The 14,583-nt window shown below is 64.6% G+C and carries 14 protein-coding genes; 4 read left to right on the top strand and 10 right to left on the bottom strand.

Annotated features, from left to right (window positions below):
- Positions 1-8: 8 nt before the first annotated feature.
- Both ACWAT4_RS28560 and ACWAT4_RS28555 read right to left on the bottom strand, forming a co-directional pair.
- Entirely contained in the window at positions 9-1,229 is a 1,221-nt protein-coding gene (locus ACWAT4_RS28560) for a cytochrome P450 (protein ID WP_212424960.1), read from the bottom strand.
- Positions 1,230-1,294: 65 nt separating this feature from the next.
- Positions 1,295-1,504 (bottom strand): ferredoxin, encoded by a 210-nt coding sequence (locus tag ACWAT4_RS28555; RefSeq protein ID WP_148774408.1) that lies wholly within the window; start codon positions 1,502-1,504, stop codon positions 1,295-1,297.
- A 158-nt stretch (positions 1,505-1,662) separates the two neighbouring features.
- Between ACWAT4_RS28555 and ACWAT4_RS28550 the strand changes: the two genes are divergently transcribed.
- Entirely contained in the window at positions 1,663-2,310 is a 648-nt protein-coding gene (locus tag ACWAT4_RS28550; protein ID WP_212297984.1) for a TetR/AcrR family transcriptional regulator, read from the top strand.
- Here ACWAT4_RS28550 and ACWAT4_RS28545 read toward each other — a convergent pair.
- The 4 genes from ACWAT4_RS28545 to ACWAT4_RS28530 all read right to left on the bottom strand — a co-directional run bounded on the left by ACWAT4_RS28545 (position 2,307) and on the right by ACWAT4_RS28530 (position 6,383).
- Entirely contained in the window at positions 2,307-2,945 is a 639-nt protein-coding gene (locus ACWAT4_RS28545) for an aspartate/glutamate racemase family protein (protein WP_212424961.1), read from the bottom strand. The two genes, ACWAT4_RS28550 and ACWAT4_RS28545, sit on opposite strands and share 4 nt — an antisense overlap.
- 186 nt (positions 2,946-3,131) lie before the next feature.
- Complete coding sequence (locus ACWAT4_RS28540; RefSeq protein ID WP_212297986.1) at positions 3,132-4,145, bottom strand: amino acid ABC transporter substrate-binding protein; 1,014 nt, start codon at positions 4,143-4,145, stop codon at positions 3,132-3,134.
- 12 nt (positions 4,146-4,157) lie between these two features.
- Positions 4,158-5,507 carry an aspartate aminotransferase family protein gene (locus ACWAT4_RS28535; protein WP_212424962.1) on the bottom strand — a complete coding sequence of 450 codons (1,350 nt, stop codon included), beginning with the start codon at positions 5,505-5,507 and terminating at the stop codon, positions 4,158-4,160.
- A 3-nt stretch (positions 5,508-5,510) separates the two neighbouring features.
- The gene (locus ACWAT4_RS28530) at positions 5,511-6,383 is read right to left on the bottom strand and encodes a MurR/RpiR family transcriptional regulator (protein WP_212297988.1); all 873 of its coding nucleotides are present in this window, start codon (positions 6,381-6,383) and stop codon (positions 5,511-5,513) included.
- 87 nt (positions 6,384-6,470) lie between these two features.
- Between ACWAT4_RS28530 and ACWAT4_RS28525 the strand changes: the two genes are divergently transcribed.
- Both ACWAT4_RS28525 and ACWAT4_RS28520 read left to right on the top strand, forming a co-directional pair.
- Positions 6,471-7,658 (top strand): amino acid ABC transporter permease, encoded by a 1,188-nt coding sequence (locus ACWAT4_RS28525; protein WP_212424963.1) that lies wholly within the window; start codon positions 6,471-6,473, stop codon positions 7,656-7,658.
- Between the two features lie 2 nt (positions 7,659-7,660).
- Positions 7,661-8,767, top strand: a complete 1,107-nt coding sequence (locus tag ACWAT4_RS28520) for an amino acid ABC transporter permease (RefSeq protein ID WP_212297990.1) — start codon at positions 7,661-7,663, stop codon at positions 8,765-8,767.
- A gap of 185 nt (positions 8,768-8,952) precedes the next feature.
- On the opposite strand, the gene ACWAT4_RS28515 is transcribed toward ACWAT4_RS28520, so the two are convergent.
- Entirely contained in the window at positions 8,953-10,371 is a 1,419-nt protein-coding gene (locus ACWAT4_RS28515) for an amidase (protein ID WP_449728644.1), read from the bottom strand.
- Positions 10,372-10,517: 146 nt separating this feature from the next.
- Positions 10,518-11,294 (bottom strand): SDR family oxidoreductase, encoded by a 777-nt coding sequence (locus tag ACWAT4_RS28510; RefSeq protein WP_449728643.1) that lies wholly within the window; start codon positions 11,292-11,294, stop codon positions 10,518-10,520.
- 156 nt (positions 11,295-11,450) lie between these two features.
- On the opposite strand from ACWAT4_RS28510, the gene ACWAT4_RS28505 reads away from it, so the two are divergent.
- Entirely contained in the window at positions 11,451-12,524 is a 1,074-nt protein-coding gene (locus ACWAT4_RS28505; RefSeq protein WP_212297993.1) for a tartrate dehydrogenase, read from the top strand.
- Positions 12,525-12,584: 60 nt separating this feature from the next.
- On the opposite strand, the gene ACWAT4_RS28500 is transcribed toward ACWAT4_RS28505, so the two are convergent.
- The gene (locus tag ACWAT4_RS28500; protein WP_449728642.1) at positions 12,585-13,658 is read right to left on the bottom strand and encodes a malate/lactate/ureidoglycolate dehydrogenase; all 1,074 of its coding nucleotides are present in this window, start codon (positions 13,656-13,658) and stop codon (positions 12,585-12,587) included.
- A gap of 11 nt (positions 13,659-13,669) precedes the next feature.
- A complete protein-coding gene (locus ACWAT4_RS28495) occupies positions 13,670-14,581 on the bottom strand; it encodes an NAD(P)-dependent oxidoreductase (RefSeq protein WP_449728641.1) in 912 nt (303 codons plus the stop codon).
- Positions 14,582-14,583: the final 2 nt, after the last annotated feature.

Here is a 14,583-nt window from a genome sequence, read left to right as displayed (position 1 = left end):
GGAGAGGCCTACATCGCCTTTCCGAGCAGAAATGGCAACTGGCGAGGGCCCCGCACGGTGCCCTGGGACCAGGTCACGGTGCCCGCCGGATCGAGCCGGAAGTCAGGAATCCGCTTCAGCCATTCCTCCAGCGCAACCTGCATCTCCATCCGCGCCAGGTTGGAACCGACGCAGCGGTGGATGCCGAGGCCGAAGGCGGCATGGCGGTTCTCCCGGCGGTCGATCACGACCTTGTCAGCGTCCGGAAACATTTTCGGGTCGCGGTTCGCAGCCGGAAAGGACAGCAGAACCATGTTGCCCGTCTTGACCGGGCAGCCAGAGATGGTCGTCTCCTTGACGACCTCGCGCGCCATCGTTACCGGCGAATAGGCGCGCAGAAGTTCCTCCACGGCGGTCGGGATTAACCCCGGCTCAGCGATCAGACGCTCGCGGTCGGCCGGCGTCCGGGCGAGATGCCAGAGCGAGGAGCCGATCGCGCTCCAGGTCGTGTCGATGCCGGCGATCAGGAGCAGCCGCAACGAACCCAGAACGTGCGACTCTTCCAGCGGCTGGCCTTCCTTGTCCTTGGCATTCATCAAATACGAGATGAGATCGTCGGTTGGCCTCGACCTCCGCTCCTCGATATGCGCCCTGAAGTAATCGCTCATCCCGTGCACGGCCTCGAGCAGCTTGTTTTCGTCCTTGATGCCGAGCTCCAGGATCATGTGGATCCAGTTGATGAAGAGATCGCTGTCGCTCTCGGGAATGCCGAGCATGTGTGCGATCGCCTGAACCGGGATGTATTTGCTGTAACGCGCGGCTGCGTCGACCTTGCCGTCGGCGATGAAGCCGTCGATCAGCTCGTTGCAGATCGCGCGCATCCGCGGTTCGAGCTTTTTCATCGCATCCGGCGTGAACGGCGGCAGCAGCAATTGCTTGGCCGGTTTGTGCACGGGCGGGTCGGAGGTGATCGGCGGGGCCGCGTTCCTGGCGACCTCGGGCCGCACGTCGCGGACGATGATGCGGCGCGAGGAAAAATGCTCGGTGTCGTTGGCGATCTCGCGCACTGCCTCATAGGTCGTCGGCATGTAACAGCCGAGGAAGCGCTCGGTATGCACGACCGGGCTTGCCGCGCGCAGTTCCTCCCAGATCGGAAACGGATCCTCCGTCCATTGCGGATCGGTGTGGTCGAAATCGTTGACCCAGTCGGTCACAGGGGGATGGGCGGCGGGCTGGCTGATATCGGACATGGCAGGAAAATCCCTTGGAACTCGTGTTCGCTGAAGGCACGCAAGGCGCGCGGGCAGGGGCCGCGCTACTCCTCGATCACATCGATCGCGATTTCCGGGCAGTTGGATTTGGCGAGCCAAGCCTTGTCCTCGAGGCCAGGCGGAACCGTGCCGTCACCGGCCTCATGGGCGTTGCCGTATTCATCGAGCTCGAACAGCTCCGGCGCCAGCGCCTTGCAGCGCGCGTGACCCTGGCATTTGTCGGGATCGACGTGAACTCTCAGTCGTTCGGCCATTGCGGCTCCCTCGGTCGTGTGCGCTCAGGCCCAAAAGGGCGGCGCGTTCCTCTTTGTCATTATTGTCAGCGGCACTTGCCGCATATTCTAAGTTATATGCTATTACATTCGCCGCAGGCTTCCCCTGTCAAGCGCAAACTTATAGGCTCCGCCGTAACATGCGTTCACAACTCGCTCGCAAGCCCGAGAACACCTACCACCACGGCGATCTCCGCGACGCCCTGATCAAGGCCGCGCTCCGCGAGGCGGAGCAGGGCGGGGCGGAAGCGATCAGCATCAAGGCGCTGGCGAAGCAGCTCGGTGTTTCGCAGCCCGCGCCGTACCGTCATTTCGCCGACCGTGAGGCGCTGCTTGCCGCGGTGACCGCGGAGGCGTTCCGGCAGTTCAGCGCGATGTTGCGCGAAGCGATGACGAAGCCCTCGAAGCAATCGAAGCTGTCGCGACTGGCGCAAGCGACGCTCGATTTCGGTCTGCGTCGCAACGGCGTCTACCGCCTGATGTTCGCGTCCCGCACCGTCTCCTGCGCGGCCAGGGGCAGCGAGCTGCATGAGGTCACGCGTGAGACGTTTGAACTGGTGATTGAAGCTCTGGAAGCGCCCGCGGTCGGCTATTTGCGCGAACGGCAGGCGCTCAAGATCTGGGCGGCGCTGCACGGCGTTGTGATGCTGGCCGAGCAGGGCCTGTTCACCGGCGAGGCGGCGCACGCCACGCGAGAGGAGCTGGTCGAGGACTTTGTGAACGAAACGAAGGCCGCGCTCGCCGTCGCGATCAAGGACGCGCAGCGTCGAAAGAAGGCGGGCGGTTAGGCCTTCGCTTTCAAAAGCTTCATCAGCTTCTCGACCGCGCTATCAGGTGTAGTCACGACGGGGCGGCCGGTGGCTTCCGCAACGAGCGGCGCGGTCGATGCGATGCTGAACTGCGCCAGTGCGATAACGTCGCAATCACGCAGATCCCTAGATGCCTCCACGATCAGCCGGTCGTGCGTGGCGCGGTCACCGCGGTCGAGTGCGGCCAGCGCACCCTCGGCAAGCTTTGGCACGATCTGGACGGATGCGGGAAACTCCGGCGGCATCGACGCCAGCGTCGGCGGAAAGGTCGAGAGCAGGCCGATCCTGTTGCCCATGGTCACCGCCTGCTCGATCATCGCCTCGTTCGGCTTGAGCACCGGCATCGGCGCATGTGCCCGCGCGACCGCCTCGATGCAGGGGCCAAAGGCCGAGCAGGTGAACAGGATGCCGTTTGCGCCGGTGGTCGCCGCATAATCGCCGAGGGCGAGAAAGCGCTCGGTCATGGCGTCGTTGAGCTTACCGTCACGCGCCAGATCCGCCGACAGGCTGTCGTCGAGCAGGTTCATCAGCCGTGCCTCCGGCCACGCCCGCGCGAACGCCGCCTCGATCGGGGCGATGGAGTGTTTCAGGGCGTGGATCAGCGCGATGCGCATGGGCTCGGTGCTTCTTCTCCCTCTCCCCGCTTTTACGGGGAGAGGGTTGGGGTGAGGGGCTCTATCCGCGCAAAACGTGAGAGGTGGACGCGTGGAGAGTCCCCCTCACCCGGATTGCCCCGGACGATGCTTTGCATCGCCGGTCGCAATCCGACCTCTCCCCGCAAGCGGGGAAAGGTGAGCTCCTTACTTGAACGGAATCGCGTACATCAAGCCGCCCTTGCTCCAGAGGCCGTTGAGGCCGCGCTCGAGCTTGAGCGGGCTCGCCTTGCCGACATTGCGCTCGTAGATCTCGCCATAATTACCTGTGGCCTTGATCGCCGTGACCAGCCATTTGTTGTCGAGACCAAGCCGCGAGCCGAGATCGCCGGAGGCGCCCAACAAGCGCTGGATCGCCGGTGTCTGCGACTTCGTCATCTCGTCGACATTGGTCTGCGTCACGCCGAGCTCCTCGGCTTCGATCAGCCCGTAATGCAGCCAGGTGATGATGTCGCTCCAGACCTCGTCGCCGTTGCGGGTGAACGGCCCGAGCGGCTCCTTGCTGATGGTCTGCGGCAGCACGACATAATCGGCCGGGTTCGGAGCCGCGGTGGTGACGGCACCGGCGAGCGCGGAGGCGTCCTGGGTCATGGCGTCACAGCGGCCGCCGAAGAAGGTCTGGTACATGGTGTCGACGCGGTCGAACACCAGCGGCTTCCAGTCGATGCCGTTGGCGCGGCCGTAATCGCCGAGCGTGACTTCATGGGTGGTGCCCTGCGCGACGCAAACGGTGGCGCCTTTGAGGTCCTTCAGCTCCTTCACGCCGAGGTCCTTCTTCACGACGAAGCCCTGGCCATCGTAGAAGTTGATCGGACCCTGGCGCAAGCCCAGCGTCACGCCGCGCAAATAGGTCTCCGTCGAGTTGCGGTAGAGCACGTCGATCTCGCCGGACTGAAGCGCCGTGAAGCGGTTCTGCGCGGTCAGTGAGACGTATCGCACCTTGCTGGGATCACCTAACACGCCGGCGGCGAGCGCGCGGCAATAGTCGACGTCGAGGCCCTTGTAATTGCCTTGCGAGTCGGGTGCCGAGAAGCCGGCAAAGCCGGCGCTGACGCCGCACACCAGCGTTCCGCGGCTTTTCACCGTGTCGAGCGTCGCCGCCGACGCAACGACTGTCGATGCTGCGAGCACGCCCGCTGCGATAACCACTTTCCTCATCATGCTACTCTCCCCTCAGTGATTGACACTACGCAACACGTTGTCGACGGCCGTGCCGAGCTTGTCGACGATCTGGTCGATCTCATCTGCCGAAGCGATATAGGGCGGCGCCAGCAGTACGTGGTCGCCGCGGATGCCTTCCACGGTGCCGCCGCCGGGATAGCAGCCGAGCCCGTTGGCGAAGGCTTCCGCCTTGATCTTCTGGTTCAGCTTGAGTGCAGGATCGAACGAGGTGCGGCTGGCGCGATCAGCGACGAGCTCGATCGCCCAAAACAGGCCGCGGCCCCTGATATCGCCGACATGTTGGTGATTGCCGAAGCGTTCGGTCAGCCGCTGCTCGAGCTGCCTCCCGCGCTGCTTGACCTGCTCGAGCAGATTGTCCTCGCGGATCACATCTTGCACCGCGAGCGCCGCTGCGCAGGCGAGCGGATGGGCAAGATAGGTGTGACCGTGCTGGAAGGCGCCGGAGCCTGAGCGGATGGTGTCGATGATTTTGCCGCTCGCCAGCATCGCGCCGATCGGTTGGTAGCCGCCGCCGAGCCCCTTGGCGATCGCCTGGATATCAGGGGAGATGCCTTCTTGCTGCCACGCGTGCGTGGTGCCGGTGCGGCCCATGCCGCACATCACTTCGTCGAGGATAAGCAGGGCACCGTAGCGGTCGCAGATCTCGCGCACCGCCTTGAAGTAGCCGTCTGGCGCGGTCACCGCGCCGGCGGTGGCGCCGACGACCGGCTCGGCGAGGAACGCGGCGACGGTGTTGGGGCCAAGCCGCACAAACTCTGCTTCGAGCTCAGCCGCGAGCCGCGCCACGAACTGCGCATCGGATTCACCGTCGTGCTTCTCGTGATAAGCGAAGGCCGGCGTCACGTGGCTGAAGGCGGCGGAGAGCAGCGGCGCATAGGGCGCGCGGCGCCACGCGTTGCCGCCGGCGGCGAGCGCGCCGAGCGTGTTGCCGTGATAGCTCTGCCGCCGCGCAATGAAATGCTGCCGCTGCGGCTCGCCGCGCTCGATGAAATATTGCCGCGCGAGCTTGATGCTGGCCTCGATCGCTTCCGACCCGCCGCTGACGAAATAGGCGTAGGCGAGGCCGCCCGGCTCGTGGCCGACCAGAGTCTCGGCGAGCGCCTCGGCCGGCTCGGACGAGAAGAAGGCGGTGTGGGCATAGGCCAGCGTCGAAGCCTGCTTCGCCATCGCCGCGATCACGCGCGGATGCTGATGGCCGAGGCAGGAGACGGCCGCGCCGCCGGAGGCGTCGATCACACGTCGTCCGTCCTCGGCAAAGAGATAGACGCCTTCGCCGCCGATCGCCTTGGGTGGCGTCTCTCGCAGCGAGCGGTGCAGCACGCGGCTGGTGCGGGTGCCCATGGATCAACCTTTCTCTGAGACGTAAGTGGAGGCCGCGGCGAGCCGGGCCTCGGTGTTCTGAAGGCGCTTCTTCGCGGTCGTGCCGCCGAGCGAAAACGTCACCGCGGCCAGGGACTGCGCAATTGCGAGCGCTCCGGTGAGGCTCGGGAAGAAGCCGGGCGAGGAAGCCGCTTCGAACAGCAGCACATGGTCGGCGCCCTCGGCCATCGGAGCGGCCGCGCTGTCCGCGATCGCGACCAGCGTCGCGCCAGCGTGATGAGCGGCCTGGGCGACGCGGACGCTCGCATGCGTATAGGGCGAGAAACCGAAGACGATGACGGCTTCGCCGGGGCGGAAGGCGCCGAGATCGAGATCGTCCGGGCCGGACGCGCCGACGAGTTGAACTTGCTCGGCACGAAACAACCGTAATTCGTAGTTCAGCAGTTCGGCAACGCTGCGGCAGCTGCGATAACCGGAGATCCAGATCCGTTTGGCGTCATGCAGTGCGCGGGCCGCCTCTGCGATGGCGTGGGCGGAGATGCGCGGCAGGCCGGCGGCCTCAGCCTCGAGCTTGTCGGTGATGAGCGCGACGTCCGCGTCCGGGCCGTGGCGGCGGCTTTTGGCGCGAGCCGAGAAGGGCGAGGTCTGCGACGGCCGCCGCGCCTCCGTCAACGCGGCGCGCAATTCGTCCCAGCCGGAATAGCCGATGGCTTTGGCAAGCCGCGTGAATGCGGCGGGATCGGCGCCGGCCTCTGCCGCGAGGTCGCGCATCGAACGGGTGGTGGCGTCGTAATCATTGGCCGCGACGAAACGCCCGACCTCCTGCAAGCGCAGGGGGAGCGATGGCAACGCAATGCGGAGGTCGCTCAAAGGCGAGGATCTTGCGGGCTCGGCCATGAAACATTTGTTGCATGGATCAGAGTTTGGTGCAACAGTTGACGTGCGCCGCCGGAAATCGCTGCTCTCTGGAAGGATTTTTGTGCCGTGACCTCTGATGCCCCCAGGCCACCGCCGCGCCGCAGCTTTTTCGGCGCGCTCGGGCCGAACGAATTAAAGGGCTTGTTCTGGCAGGTGCTGGTGGTCGGCATCGCGGTCGCCGTCATCGTCTTCCTCTGGTCCAACACCGTCACCAACCTCTCGGCCCGCCGTATCACCACCGGCTTTGCCTTTCTCGGCCGCGAGGCCGGGATGCCAATCGCCGACAGCCTGCTCGCGTACAATCCGAGAGACAGCTACCTCTGGGCCTTCGTCGTCGGTGTCGCCAATACGCTACGCGTCGCGGTGATCGGCATCGTGCTCGCGACCATCCTGGGGACGCTGATCGGCATCTCTCGGCTTTCGGCGAACTGGCTGCTGTCGCGGCTCGCCGCCGTCTATGTCGAGGTCCTGCGCGACATCCCGCTGCTGCTTCAGCTCTTGTTCTGGTACGTTCTGATGCAGGCGCTGCCGGCCGCACGTGCCGCGTGGCGGCCGGTCGAGGGTATTTTTCTTTCCAACCGCGGCCTGATCCTGCCGGCGATTCCGGTTGGCTCACCGCAGCTCTGGGTGCTCGGCACGGCCGTGCTGGGCTGTGCCGCATTCTACATCATTCAGCAGCGGCTGGTCGCCCAGCAGATGCGTGACGGCAAGCCGCGGCGGGCGTGGCCTCTTGCGGTTGGTCTTATTGTCGTGCTGCCGGCGGCGGTGTCGGTGCTGCTCGGCGTGTCCTGGAAGATCGAGTGGCCGGAATTGCGCGGCTTCAACTTCGTCGGCGGGCTGACGCTCGCGCCGGAATATTTTGCGTTGTTGATCGCGCTTGTCACCTACACTTCGGCCTTCATCGCCGAGATCGTGCGCAGTGGCATCCAGTCGGTGCCGCGCGGGCAGTGGGACGCCGCCAGCGCGCTCGGCCTGCGCCGCAGCTTCATGCTGCGACAGATCATCCTGCCGCAGGCGCTGCGCGTGATCGTGCCGCCGATGACGAGCCAATATCTCAACCTGACCAAGAACTCCTCGCTCGCGGTCGCGATCGGTTACCAGGACGTGGTCTCGATCGCCAACACGACGCTGAACCAGACCGGGCAGGCGATCGAGGCGATCGCGCTGATCATGGCGGTGTTCCTGACCATCAGCCTCGGCATCAGCTTCTTCATGAACTGGTACAATGCGCGCATCGCGCTGGCGGAGCGCTGAGCATGACCGCGATTACCGACATGCCGGACGTGCCGCGCGCCGCCCGCCGCCCGCAAATCGGCAATCCGGTGCTGCGCTGGCTGCGCACCAACCTGTTCTCGTCGATCCCGAACGGCATTCTTACAGTCGTCCTGCTGGCGGTGCTGGCGAAAGGCGTGATCAGCTTCGTGCTATGGGGCATTGCCAATGCGGTGTGGATCACGCCGGCCAATGATTCCAGCGCCTGCAAGGCGGTGCGCGGTCTTGGCGCCTGCTGGGCCATCATTCCCGAGAAGTACCGCTTCATCCTGTTCGGCACCTATCCGTTCGACGAGCAGTGGCGGCCGGCGCTGTCCGTCGTGCTGTTCATCGCCCTGTTCTATCTCTCCACCCGCCGCGCCCTGTGGCGGCGCGAGCTGGCCTATCTCTGGATTGGCGCGCTGGCGCTGATCAGCGCGCTGATGTGGGGCGGGGTGTTCGGGCTCTCCTTCGTCTCGCAGGACCGGTGGGGTGGCTTGCCGGTCACGTTGATCCTGGCGACGTTCGGATTGGCGTTCGGTTTTCCGCTCGGCATCCTGGTTGCGCTCGGCCGTCGCTCAAAGCTGCCGGCGATCCGGTCGCTTTCGGTGCTCTATGTCGAACTGATCCGCGGCGTGCCGCTGGTCAGCCTTCTGTTCATGGCGAGCGTGATGTTTCCGCTGTTCATGCCCAGCGGATTCAACATCGACAAGCTATTGCGGGCACAGATCGCGATCATTTTGTTCGCGGGCGCGTATCTTGCTGAGGTGATCCGCGGTGGTCTCCAGGCCGTGCCGCGCGGGCAATACGAGGCTGCCGACGCGCTGGGGCTGTCCTATTGGCGGAAGCACCGGCTCGTTGTCCTGCCGCAGGCGATCCGCCACGTCATTCCGCCGCTGGTCAACACCTTTATCGCGTTCTTCAAGGACACCAGCCTGGTGCTGATCATCGGCATCTTCGACCTGCTGACGACGGCCAAGACCGCGATCATCGATCCGGCCTGGCAGCAGTTTTCAGTCGAGGTCTATATTTTCGTCGCCGCGATCTATTTCGCCTTCTGCTTCGCGATGTCGCGCTATAGCCGGAGCCTGGAGGCGACGGGCGGGAGGTGATCTTCCTTCTCCCCTTCTGGGAGAAGGTGGCGTGAAGCGCCGGATGAGGGGTTCTATCGTCAAATTCAGGCGGTGAGAGTCCCTTGTGGAGAGATACCCCTCACCCGTCTCGCCGCTTCGCGGCGAGCTACCCTCTCCCACAAGGGCAAGGGGGAGGGTGCGGCGGAGCGCGCGGTGGAGAGCGATTACTTCTTCACCCGCGGATCGATCGGCGTCTGCCCCCGCAGGCCAAGAATGTCCTCGAGCAGCTTCGCACCCGCGATCACCTGCGCATCCGCGCGCGGCGCGCCGACGACCTGCACGCCGACCGGAAGACCCGAATTCGTGAAGCCGCAGGGCAGCGACAGCGACGGGCAGCAGGCGAGCGTGATGGCGTAGACGATGCCGAGCCATTCGATGTAGTTCTCGAACTTCTTGCCCGCGCATTCGGCGACATAGCGGTTCTCGATCGGGAAGGGCGGGACGATCGTGGTCGGCGTCAGCAACAGATCGTAGGTCTTGAAGAATTCGACCGCGCGCGCAGTCATGCCGACGCGCTGCGCCTCGGCGCGCGCGAGCTGCTCGACGGTGAGCTTGAGGCCCTCTTCGATGTTCCAGATCACTTCGGGCTTGAGCAGATCGCGCTTGGTACGCAGCAGATTGGCCTTGGTGATGGCGAAATCGAAGGCACGCAGCACGTGGAAGCATTCATGCGCCTCGCGCCAGTCCGGATGCGCCTCCTCGACGATCGCACCGGCCTCTGCAAATCGTTCGGCCGCCTTGCGGGTGATCGCTTTGACCTCCGGGTCGACAGGGGTGATGCCGAGATCTGGCGAATAGGCGATGCGCTTCGGCTTCTTGCCCGATTGAGCCGCTGACAGGAAGGAGGTCGCAGGCGCCGGCAGCGACAACGGATCGTCCGCATAGTCACCGCTCATGGCGTCGAGCAGCAGCGCCAGGTCCTCGACGTTGCGGGCCATCGGCCCGGCGACGCCGAGATTGCGATCGACGCCCGACTTGGGGGTATGGGCAACGCGGCCGATGCTCGGCCGCATGCCGACGATACCGCAGAAGGCTGCGGGGCTGCGCAAGGAGCCGCCCATGTCGGAGCCTTGTGCGAGCCAAGCCATGCCGGTCGCAAGCGCCACCGCTGCGCCGCCGGAGGAGCCAGCGGCCGATTTGGACGTATCCCAGGGATTGAGCGTCGCGCCGAATACTTCATTGAAGGTGTTGGCGCCGGCGCCGAATTCCGGCGTGTTGGATTTGGCGTAGACGACCGCGCCGTTGGCCTCGAGATTCTCGACCATGAGGTCGGACGTGGCGGAGATGTTGTCCTTGAAGATCGGCGAGCCCTGCGTGTTCGGCACGCCCGCGACATCGGTCAGGTCCTTGATTGGCACCGGCAGGCCCGCCAGCAGCCCGCGGGCGCCGGCCGGCTTCTGCATCAGCGCCTTGGCGTTGTCGCGCGCCCGATCAAAGCAAAGCGTCGGCAGCGCGTTGACCTTGCCGTCGACCTCCTTGACGCGCTTTTCCACCGCGTCCAGCAGCTCGAGCGGAGAGACGTCGCCGGAGCGCAGCTTGTCGACGACGACGCAGGCGGTTTCGCGGATCAGGTCTTCAGACAATTATTTTACTCCTACCTCTGGATTGTCATTCCAGGGCGCCCAAAGGGCGACCCTGGAATCTCGCGGTTCTCAGGTGCGCAATTGCGCACCGTAGTTCGATGCGTTGCATCGCCCCGGAACGGCGATGCTTAAGAACTTTGGAGCAGTTAGCCCCATCCCGCGCTGATGCCGCCGTCCACCGTGTAGATGACGCCCGACGTATAGCCCGCGCGATCCGAGGCCAGGAACGCCATGAGGTCGCCGATCTCGCGCGCATGCGCGGGGCGGCCAAGCGGCAGACTCTTCTGGAATTCCTTGTAACGGGTCTCGTCGCCGAACTGGTGCTTTGCCCGCGTCTTCAGCAGCGTGACGTGGCGGTCGGTGCCGACCGGTCCAGGATTGATGCCGACCACACGGATGTTGTCGGCGAGGCTTTTGCCTCCGAGCGCGCGGGTGAAAGCCATCAGCGCGGCATTGCCGGCGCTGCCGCAGATGTAGTTGGCGTCGAATTTCTCGCCGGCGGCACCAATGTCGTTGACGATGACCCCGCCGCCCTTGGCCTTCATCTGGGCATAGATCTGCCGCGTGAGGTTGATGTAGCCGAACACCTTCAATTCCCAGGCGTGGCGCCAGGTGGCCTCGTCGATCTTGTCGATGGAGCCGCCGGGAATGTCGCCGGCATTGTTGACGAGCACGTCGATGTCAGCGGCCTCCTTGGCGAGCCGCACGACATCCTCGGCCTTGCGCAAATCCACGACGCTCGTCGCGGCATCGATCTGGTGCGCCGAGCGCAAGCGATCGGCCAGCGCCTCGAGCTGATCGCCGCTGCGGGCGGCGAGCAGGAGATGGGCGCCTTCCTCGGCAAACGCCTCGGCAGCAGCTGCGCCAATGCCCCTGGACGCGCCTGTGATCAGGACGCGCTTGCCACGCAAATGCAGATCCATCTGAGGTACTCGCAGGAGAGGAACACGGATGAAATCAGTAGGCGCTTGCCCGCGCCATGGTCAACATTGCAGTGCAGCGTTGCACTGCCGCCGTGTTTGGTCCATTGCAGAGCCATCAGAAGGCGGCGGCTGCCGGACCCAACAAGGACGTTCTCGATGAGCAAGAAACAATACCGGATCGCAGTCATTCCCGGTGACGGCATCGGCAAGGAAGTGATGCCCGAGGGCATGCGCGTCTTGGAGGCTGCGGCGAAGAAGCACGGCGTGTCGCTGCAATTCGATCATTTCGACTTCTCGTCCTGGGACTATTACGAGAAGCACGGCCAGATGATGCCGGATGACTGGAAGGAGAAGATCGGCAAGCACGACGCGATCTATTTTGGCGCGGTCGGCTGGCCGGCCAAGATTCCGGATCACGTCTCGTTGTGGGGATCGCTGATCAAGTTCCGTCGCGAGTTCGACCAGTACGTGAATTTGCGCCCGGTGCGGCTGATGCCCGGCGTGCCGTCGCCGCTGGCGGGCCGCAAGCCCGGCGATATCGATTTCTGGGTGGTGCGCGAGAACACCGAAGGCGAATATTCCTCGGTCGGCGGCCGCATGTTCCCGGACACCGACCGTGAGTTCGTGACGCAGCAGACGGTGATGACCCGCACCGGCGTCGACCGCATTCTGAAATTTGCTTTCGAGCTGGCGCAGTCGCGGCCGAAAAAGCATCTGACCTCGGCGACGAAGTCGAACGGCATCTCCATCACCATGCCCTATTGGGACGAGCGCGTGGAGGCGATGGCGAAGAAGTTTCCGGGCGTGAAGTGGGACAAGTACCACATCGACATTCTGACCGCGAACTTCGTGCTGCATCCGGATTGGTTCGACGTCGTCGTCGGATCCAACCTGTTCGGTGACATCCTGTCCGACCTCGGTCCGGCCTGCACCGGCACCATCGGCATCGCGCCGTCGGGCAATATCAACCCCGAGGGCGATTTCCCGTCGGTGTTCGAGCCGGTCCATGGTTCTGCGCCGGATATCGCGGGGCAGGGCATTGCCAACCCGATCGGTATGATCTGGTCGGGCGCGATGATGTTGGAGCATCTCGGCGAGAAGGAAGCTGGCAAGTCGATCGTCGAGGCGATCGAACGCACGCTGGCGGAGCGTACGCTGCGCACCAAGGACCTCGGCGGCAACGCCGATACGACGGCGTGCGGCAAGGCCGTTGCCGATATGGTGGATTAAAGCGCGCTGCTAGCCAAATGGTCGTCCCGGCCTTCGCCGGGACGACATCGACGATTTCGTTCAGCCCGCGATCTTCTCGATCGCGACCTGGTCCAGCCCGAACTTCTTCCCGGCCTCAAGAATCTCCTGCCAGGTGGTCGGGTCGACCGGAATGCCTTCAGCGAGGCGCTTCCTCTTGGTCTCGCGTTCGGGCTCGCCGGCGATCCTGACCTTGTCGACGCCGGGGCCGGGAGGCGAGCCGGTGTGCCAGGCGACGAAACTCTCGACTTCGCGCGCCAGGTTTTCGCCCGTGCCGAGCTTCTCCGGATCGATGACGATCGAGAGCATGCCGTTCAGGACGTTGTACTTGCCGTCAGACGGGCCCTTGACCACCTGTCCGCCGGAGAGCGCGCCGCCGAGGATTTCGCACACCAGCGCGAGCCCCGAACCCTTGTGCTCGCCGAACGGCAGGATGGCGCCGTGCGGCGGGATCACGGTGTAGCGCGGATTGACGGTGGGCTTGCCTTCATTGTCGATGATGGTGCCGGGCTCGAGCTCGACGCCCTTGTTGTGGGCGACGCGGGTCTTGCCCTGCGCGATCCGGCTGGTGGCGAAGTCGAGCACGATGGGGTCCTTGCCCCTGCGCGGGATGCCGACGCAGAACGGGTTGGTGCCGTGGCGCGCATCGCTGCCGCCCCAGGGCGCCACGATCGGGCGCGAGATCACGTTGACGAAGTGGATCGAGACCAGCCCATGCTCGATGCACTGCTCGGCCCAGTGGCCGATGCGGCCGATATGGTGCGAGTTGGAGAGGCCGACGAGGCATACGCCGTTACGCTTGGCGCGCTCTGCCGCCAGCTCCATCGCTTCGTGACCGATCACCTGGCCGTAGCCGGTGAGGCCATCGAGGGTGAGAAGCGGACCCGTATCGAGCACGATCTTGACGTGCTGGTTCACGGCAAGGCCGCCGTTGGTGACGCTCTGGACATAGCGCGGGATCATGCCGACGCCGTGGGAGTCGTGGCCCTTGAGGTTCGCTTCCACGAGGTTCGTGGAGACGAGCTCGGCTTCACGGTCGGTAGATCCACCGGCCTTGACGATGGCGCTGATGGCGTTGAGGAGCGATTCTGCCTTGATCGTGCGGTAGTCGGCCATTGTTGTTGCTCTTATCCTTTGACGATCCGGCGGCAATGGACCCATGCCGCTTCAATCAGGTTCTCACTCGCCTCCGGCGTGCGGAAGGCGGAATGTGCCGACAGTGTCACGTTCGGAATCTTCGTGAGCGGATGGTCTGCCGGCAGCGGCTCGATATTGAAGACGTCGAGACCGGCATGGCGGATGTGGCCCGACTTCAGCGCGTCGATCATCGCCTGCTCGTCGACGATGGCGCCCCGCGCGGTGTTGATGAAGACGACGCCGGGCTTCATCTTGGCGATCTTTTCGCGCGTGATCATGCCGCGCGTCTCATCGTTCAGCAGCAGGTGCAGCGACACGACGTCGCTTCTCGCCAGCAGTGTCTCGAGATCGGTGAACTCCACGCCGGGATGAGTCTTCGGCGATCGATTCCAGGCGATGACCTTCATGCCGCTGCCGGAGGCGATGCGTGCCACCTCGGCAGCAACACCGCCGAAGCCGATCAGGCCCAGCGTCTTGCCGGTGAGCTGCATGCCATCCTCGCGCAGCCAGTGACCGGCGCGCATCTCGCGGTCCATCCTCGCGATGACGCGGGCTGAGGCCCACATCAGTGCGATCGCGGATTCCGCGACGGCCGTGTCGCCGTAGCCCTTGATCAGATGCACGGAAATGCCGAGCTCGGCGAGTTCTTCCGGGTTCATGTAGCTCCGCGCACCGGTGCCGAGGAATACGACGTGCTTGAGCCCCGTGCACTTCTTTGCAACGTCGGTCGGCAACGCGGTGTGATCGACGATCGCAATCTCGGCGCCATCGAGAACGTCCGGATATTGCTCGGGCTTGATGTCGGGGTCCCTGTGAATCCGCACCTTGGGATCGCCGGGCTTCTCCAACCGCTCCATGATCGCAGCGAGGACTTCATTGGCGTCGACGAAAACTCCACGCATGT

This window comes from Bradyrhizobium sp. T-1 (assembly GCF_053592855.1).
The sequence above is the reverse complement of the archived record's forward strand: the minus strand, read 5'-3'. Positions and strand labels throughout refer to the sequence as shown.

Bases quoted from the DNA above. Each gene is read 5' to 3' on its own strand.
- ACWAT4_RS28510 (WP_449728643.1), bottom strand. From the start codon at position 11,294: ATGGATCTGCATTTGCGTGGCAAGCGCGTCCTGATCACAGGCGCGTCC.
- ACWAT4_RS28560 (WP_212424960.1), bottom strand. From the start codon at position 1,229: ATGTCCGATATCAGCCAGCCCGCCGCCCATCCCCCTGTGACCGACTGG.
- ACWAT4_RS28500 (WP_449728642.1), bottom strand. From the start codon at position 13,658: ATGGCCGACTACCGCACGATCAAGGCAGAATCGCTCCTCAACGCCATC.
- ACWAT4_RS28555 (WP_148774408.1), bottom strand. From the start codon at position 1,504: ATGGCCGAACGACTGAGAGTTCACGTCGATCCCGACAAATGCCAGGGT.
- ACWAT4_RS28505 (WP_212297993.1), top strand. From the start codon at position 11,451: ATGAGCAAGAAACAATACCGGATCGCAGTCATTCCCGGTGACGGCATC.
- ACWAT4_RS28550 (WP_212297984.1), top strand. From the start codon at position 1,663: ATGCGTTCACAACTCGCTCGCAAGCCCGAGAACACCTACCACCACGGC.
- ACWAT4_RS28520 (WP_212297990.1), top strand. From the start codon at position 7,661: ATGACCGCGATTACCGACATGCCGGACGTGCCGCGCGCCGCCCGCCGC.
- ACWAT4_RS28540 (WP_212297986.1), bottom strand. From the start codon at position 4,145: ATGATGAGGAAAGTGGTTATCGCAGCGGGCGTGCTCGCAGCATCGACA.
- ACWAT4_RS28535 (WP_212424962.1), bottom strand. From the start codon at position 5,507: ATGGGCACCCGCACCAGCCGCGTGCTGCACCGCTCGCTGCGAGAGACG.
- ACWAT4_RS28545 (WP_212424961.1), bottom strand. From the start codon at position 2,945: ATGCGCATCGCGCTGATCCACGCCCTGAAACACTCCATCGCCCCGATC.
- ACWAT4_RS28530 (WP_212297988.1), bottom strand. From the start codon at position 6,383: ATGGCCGAGCCCGCAAGATCCTCGCCTTTGAGCGACCTCCGCATTGCG.
- ACWAT4_RS28495 (WP_449728641.1), bottom strand. From the start codon at position 14,581: ATGCGTGGAGTTTTCGTCGACGCCAATGAAGTCCTCGCTGCGATCATG.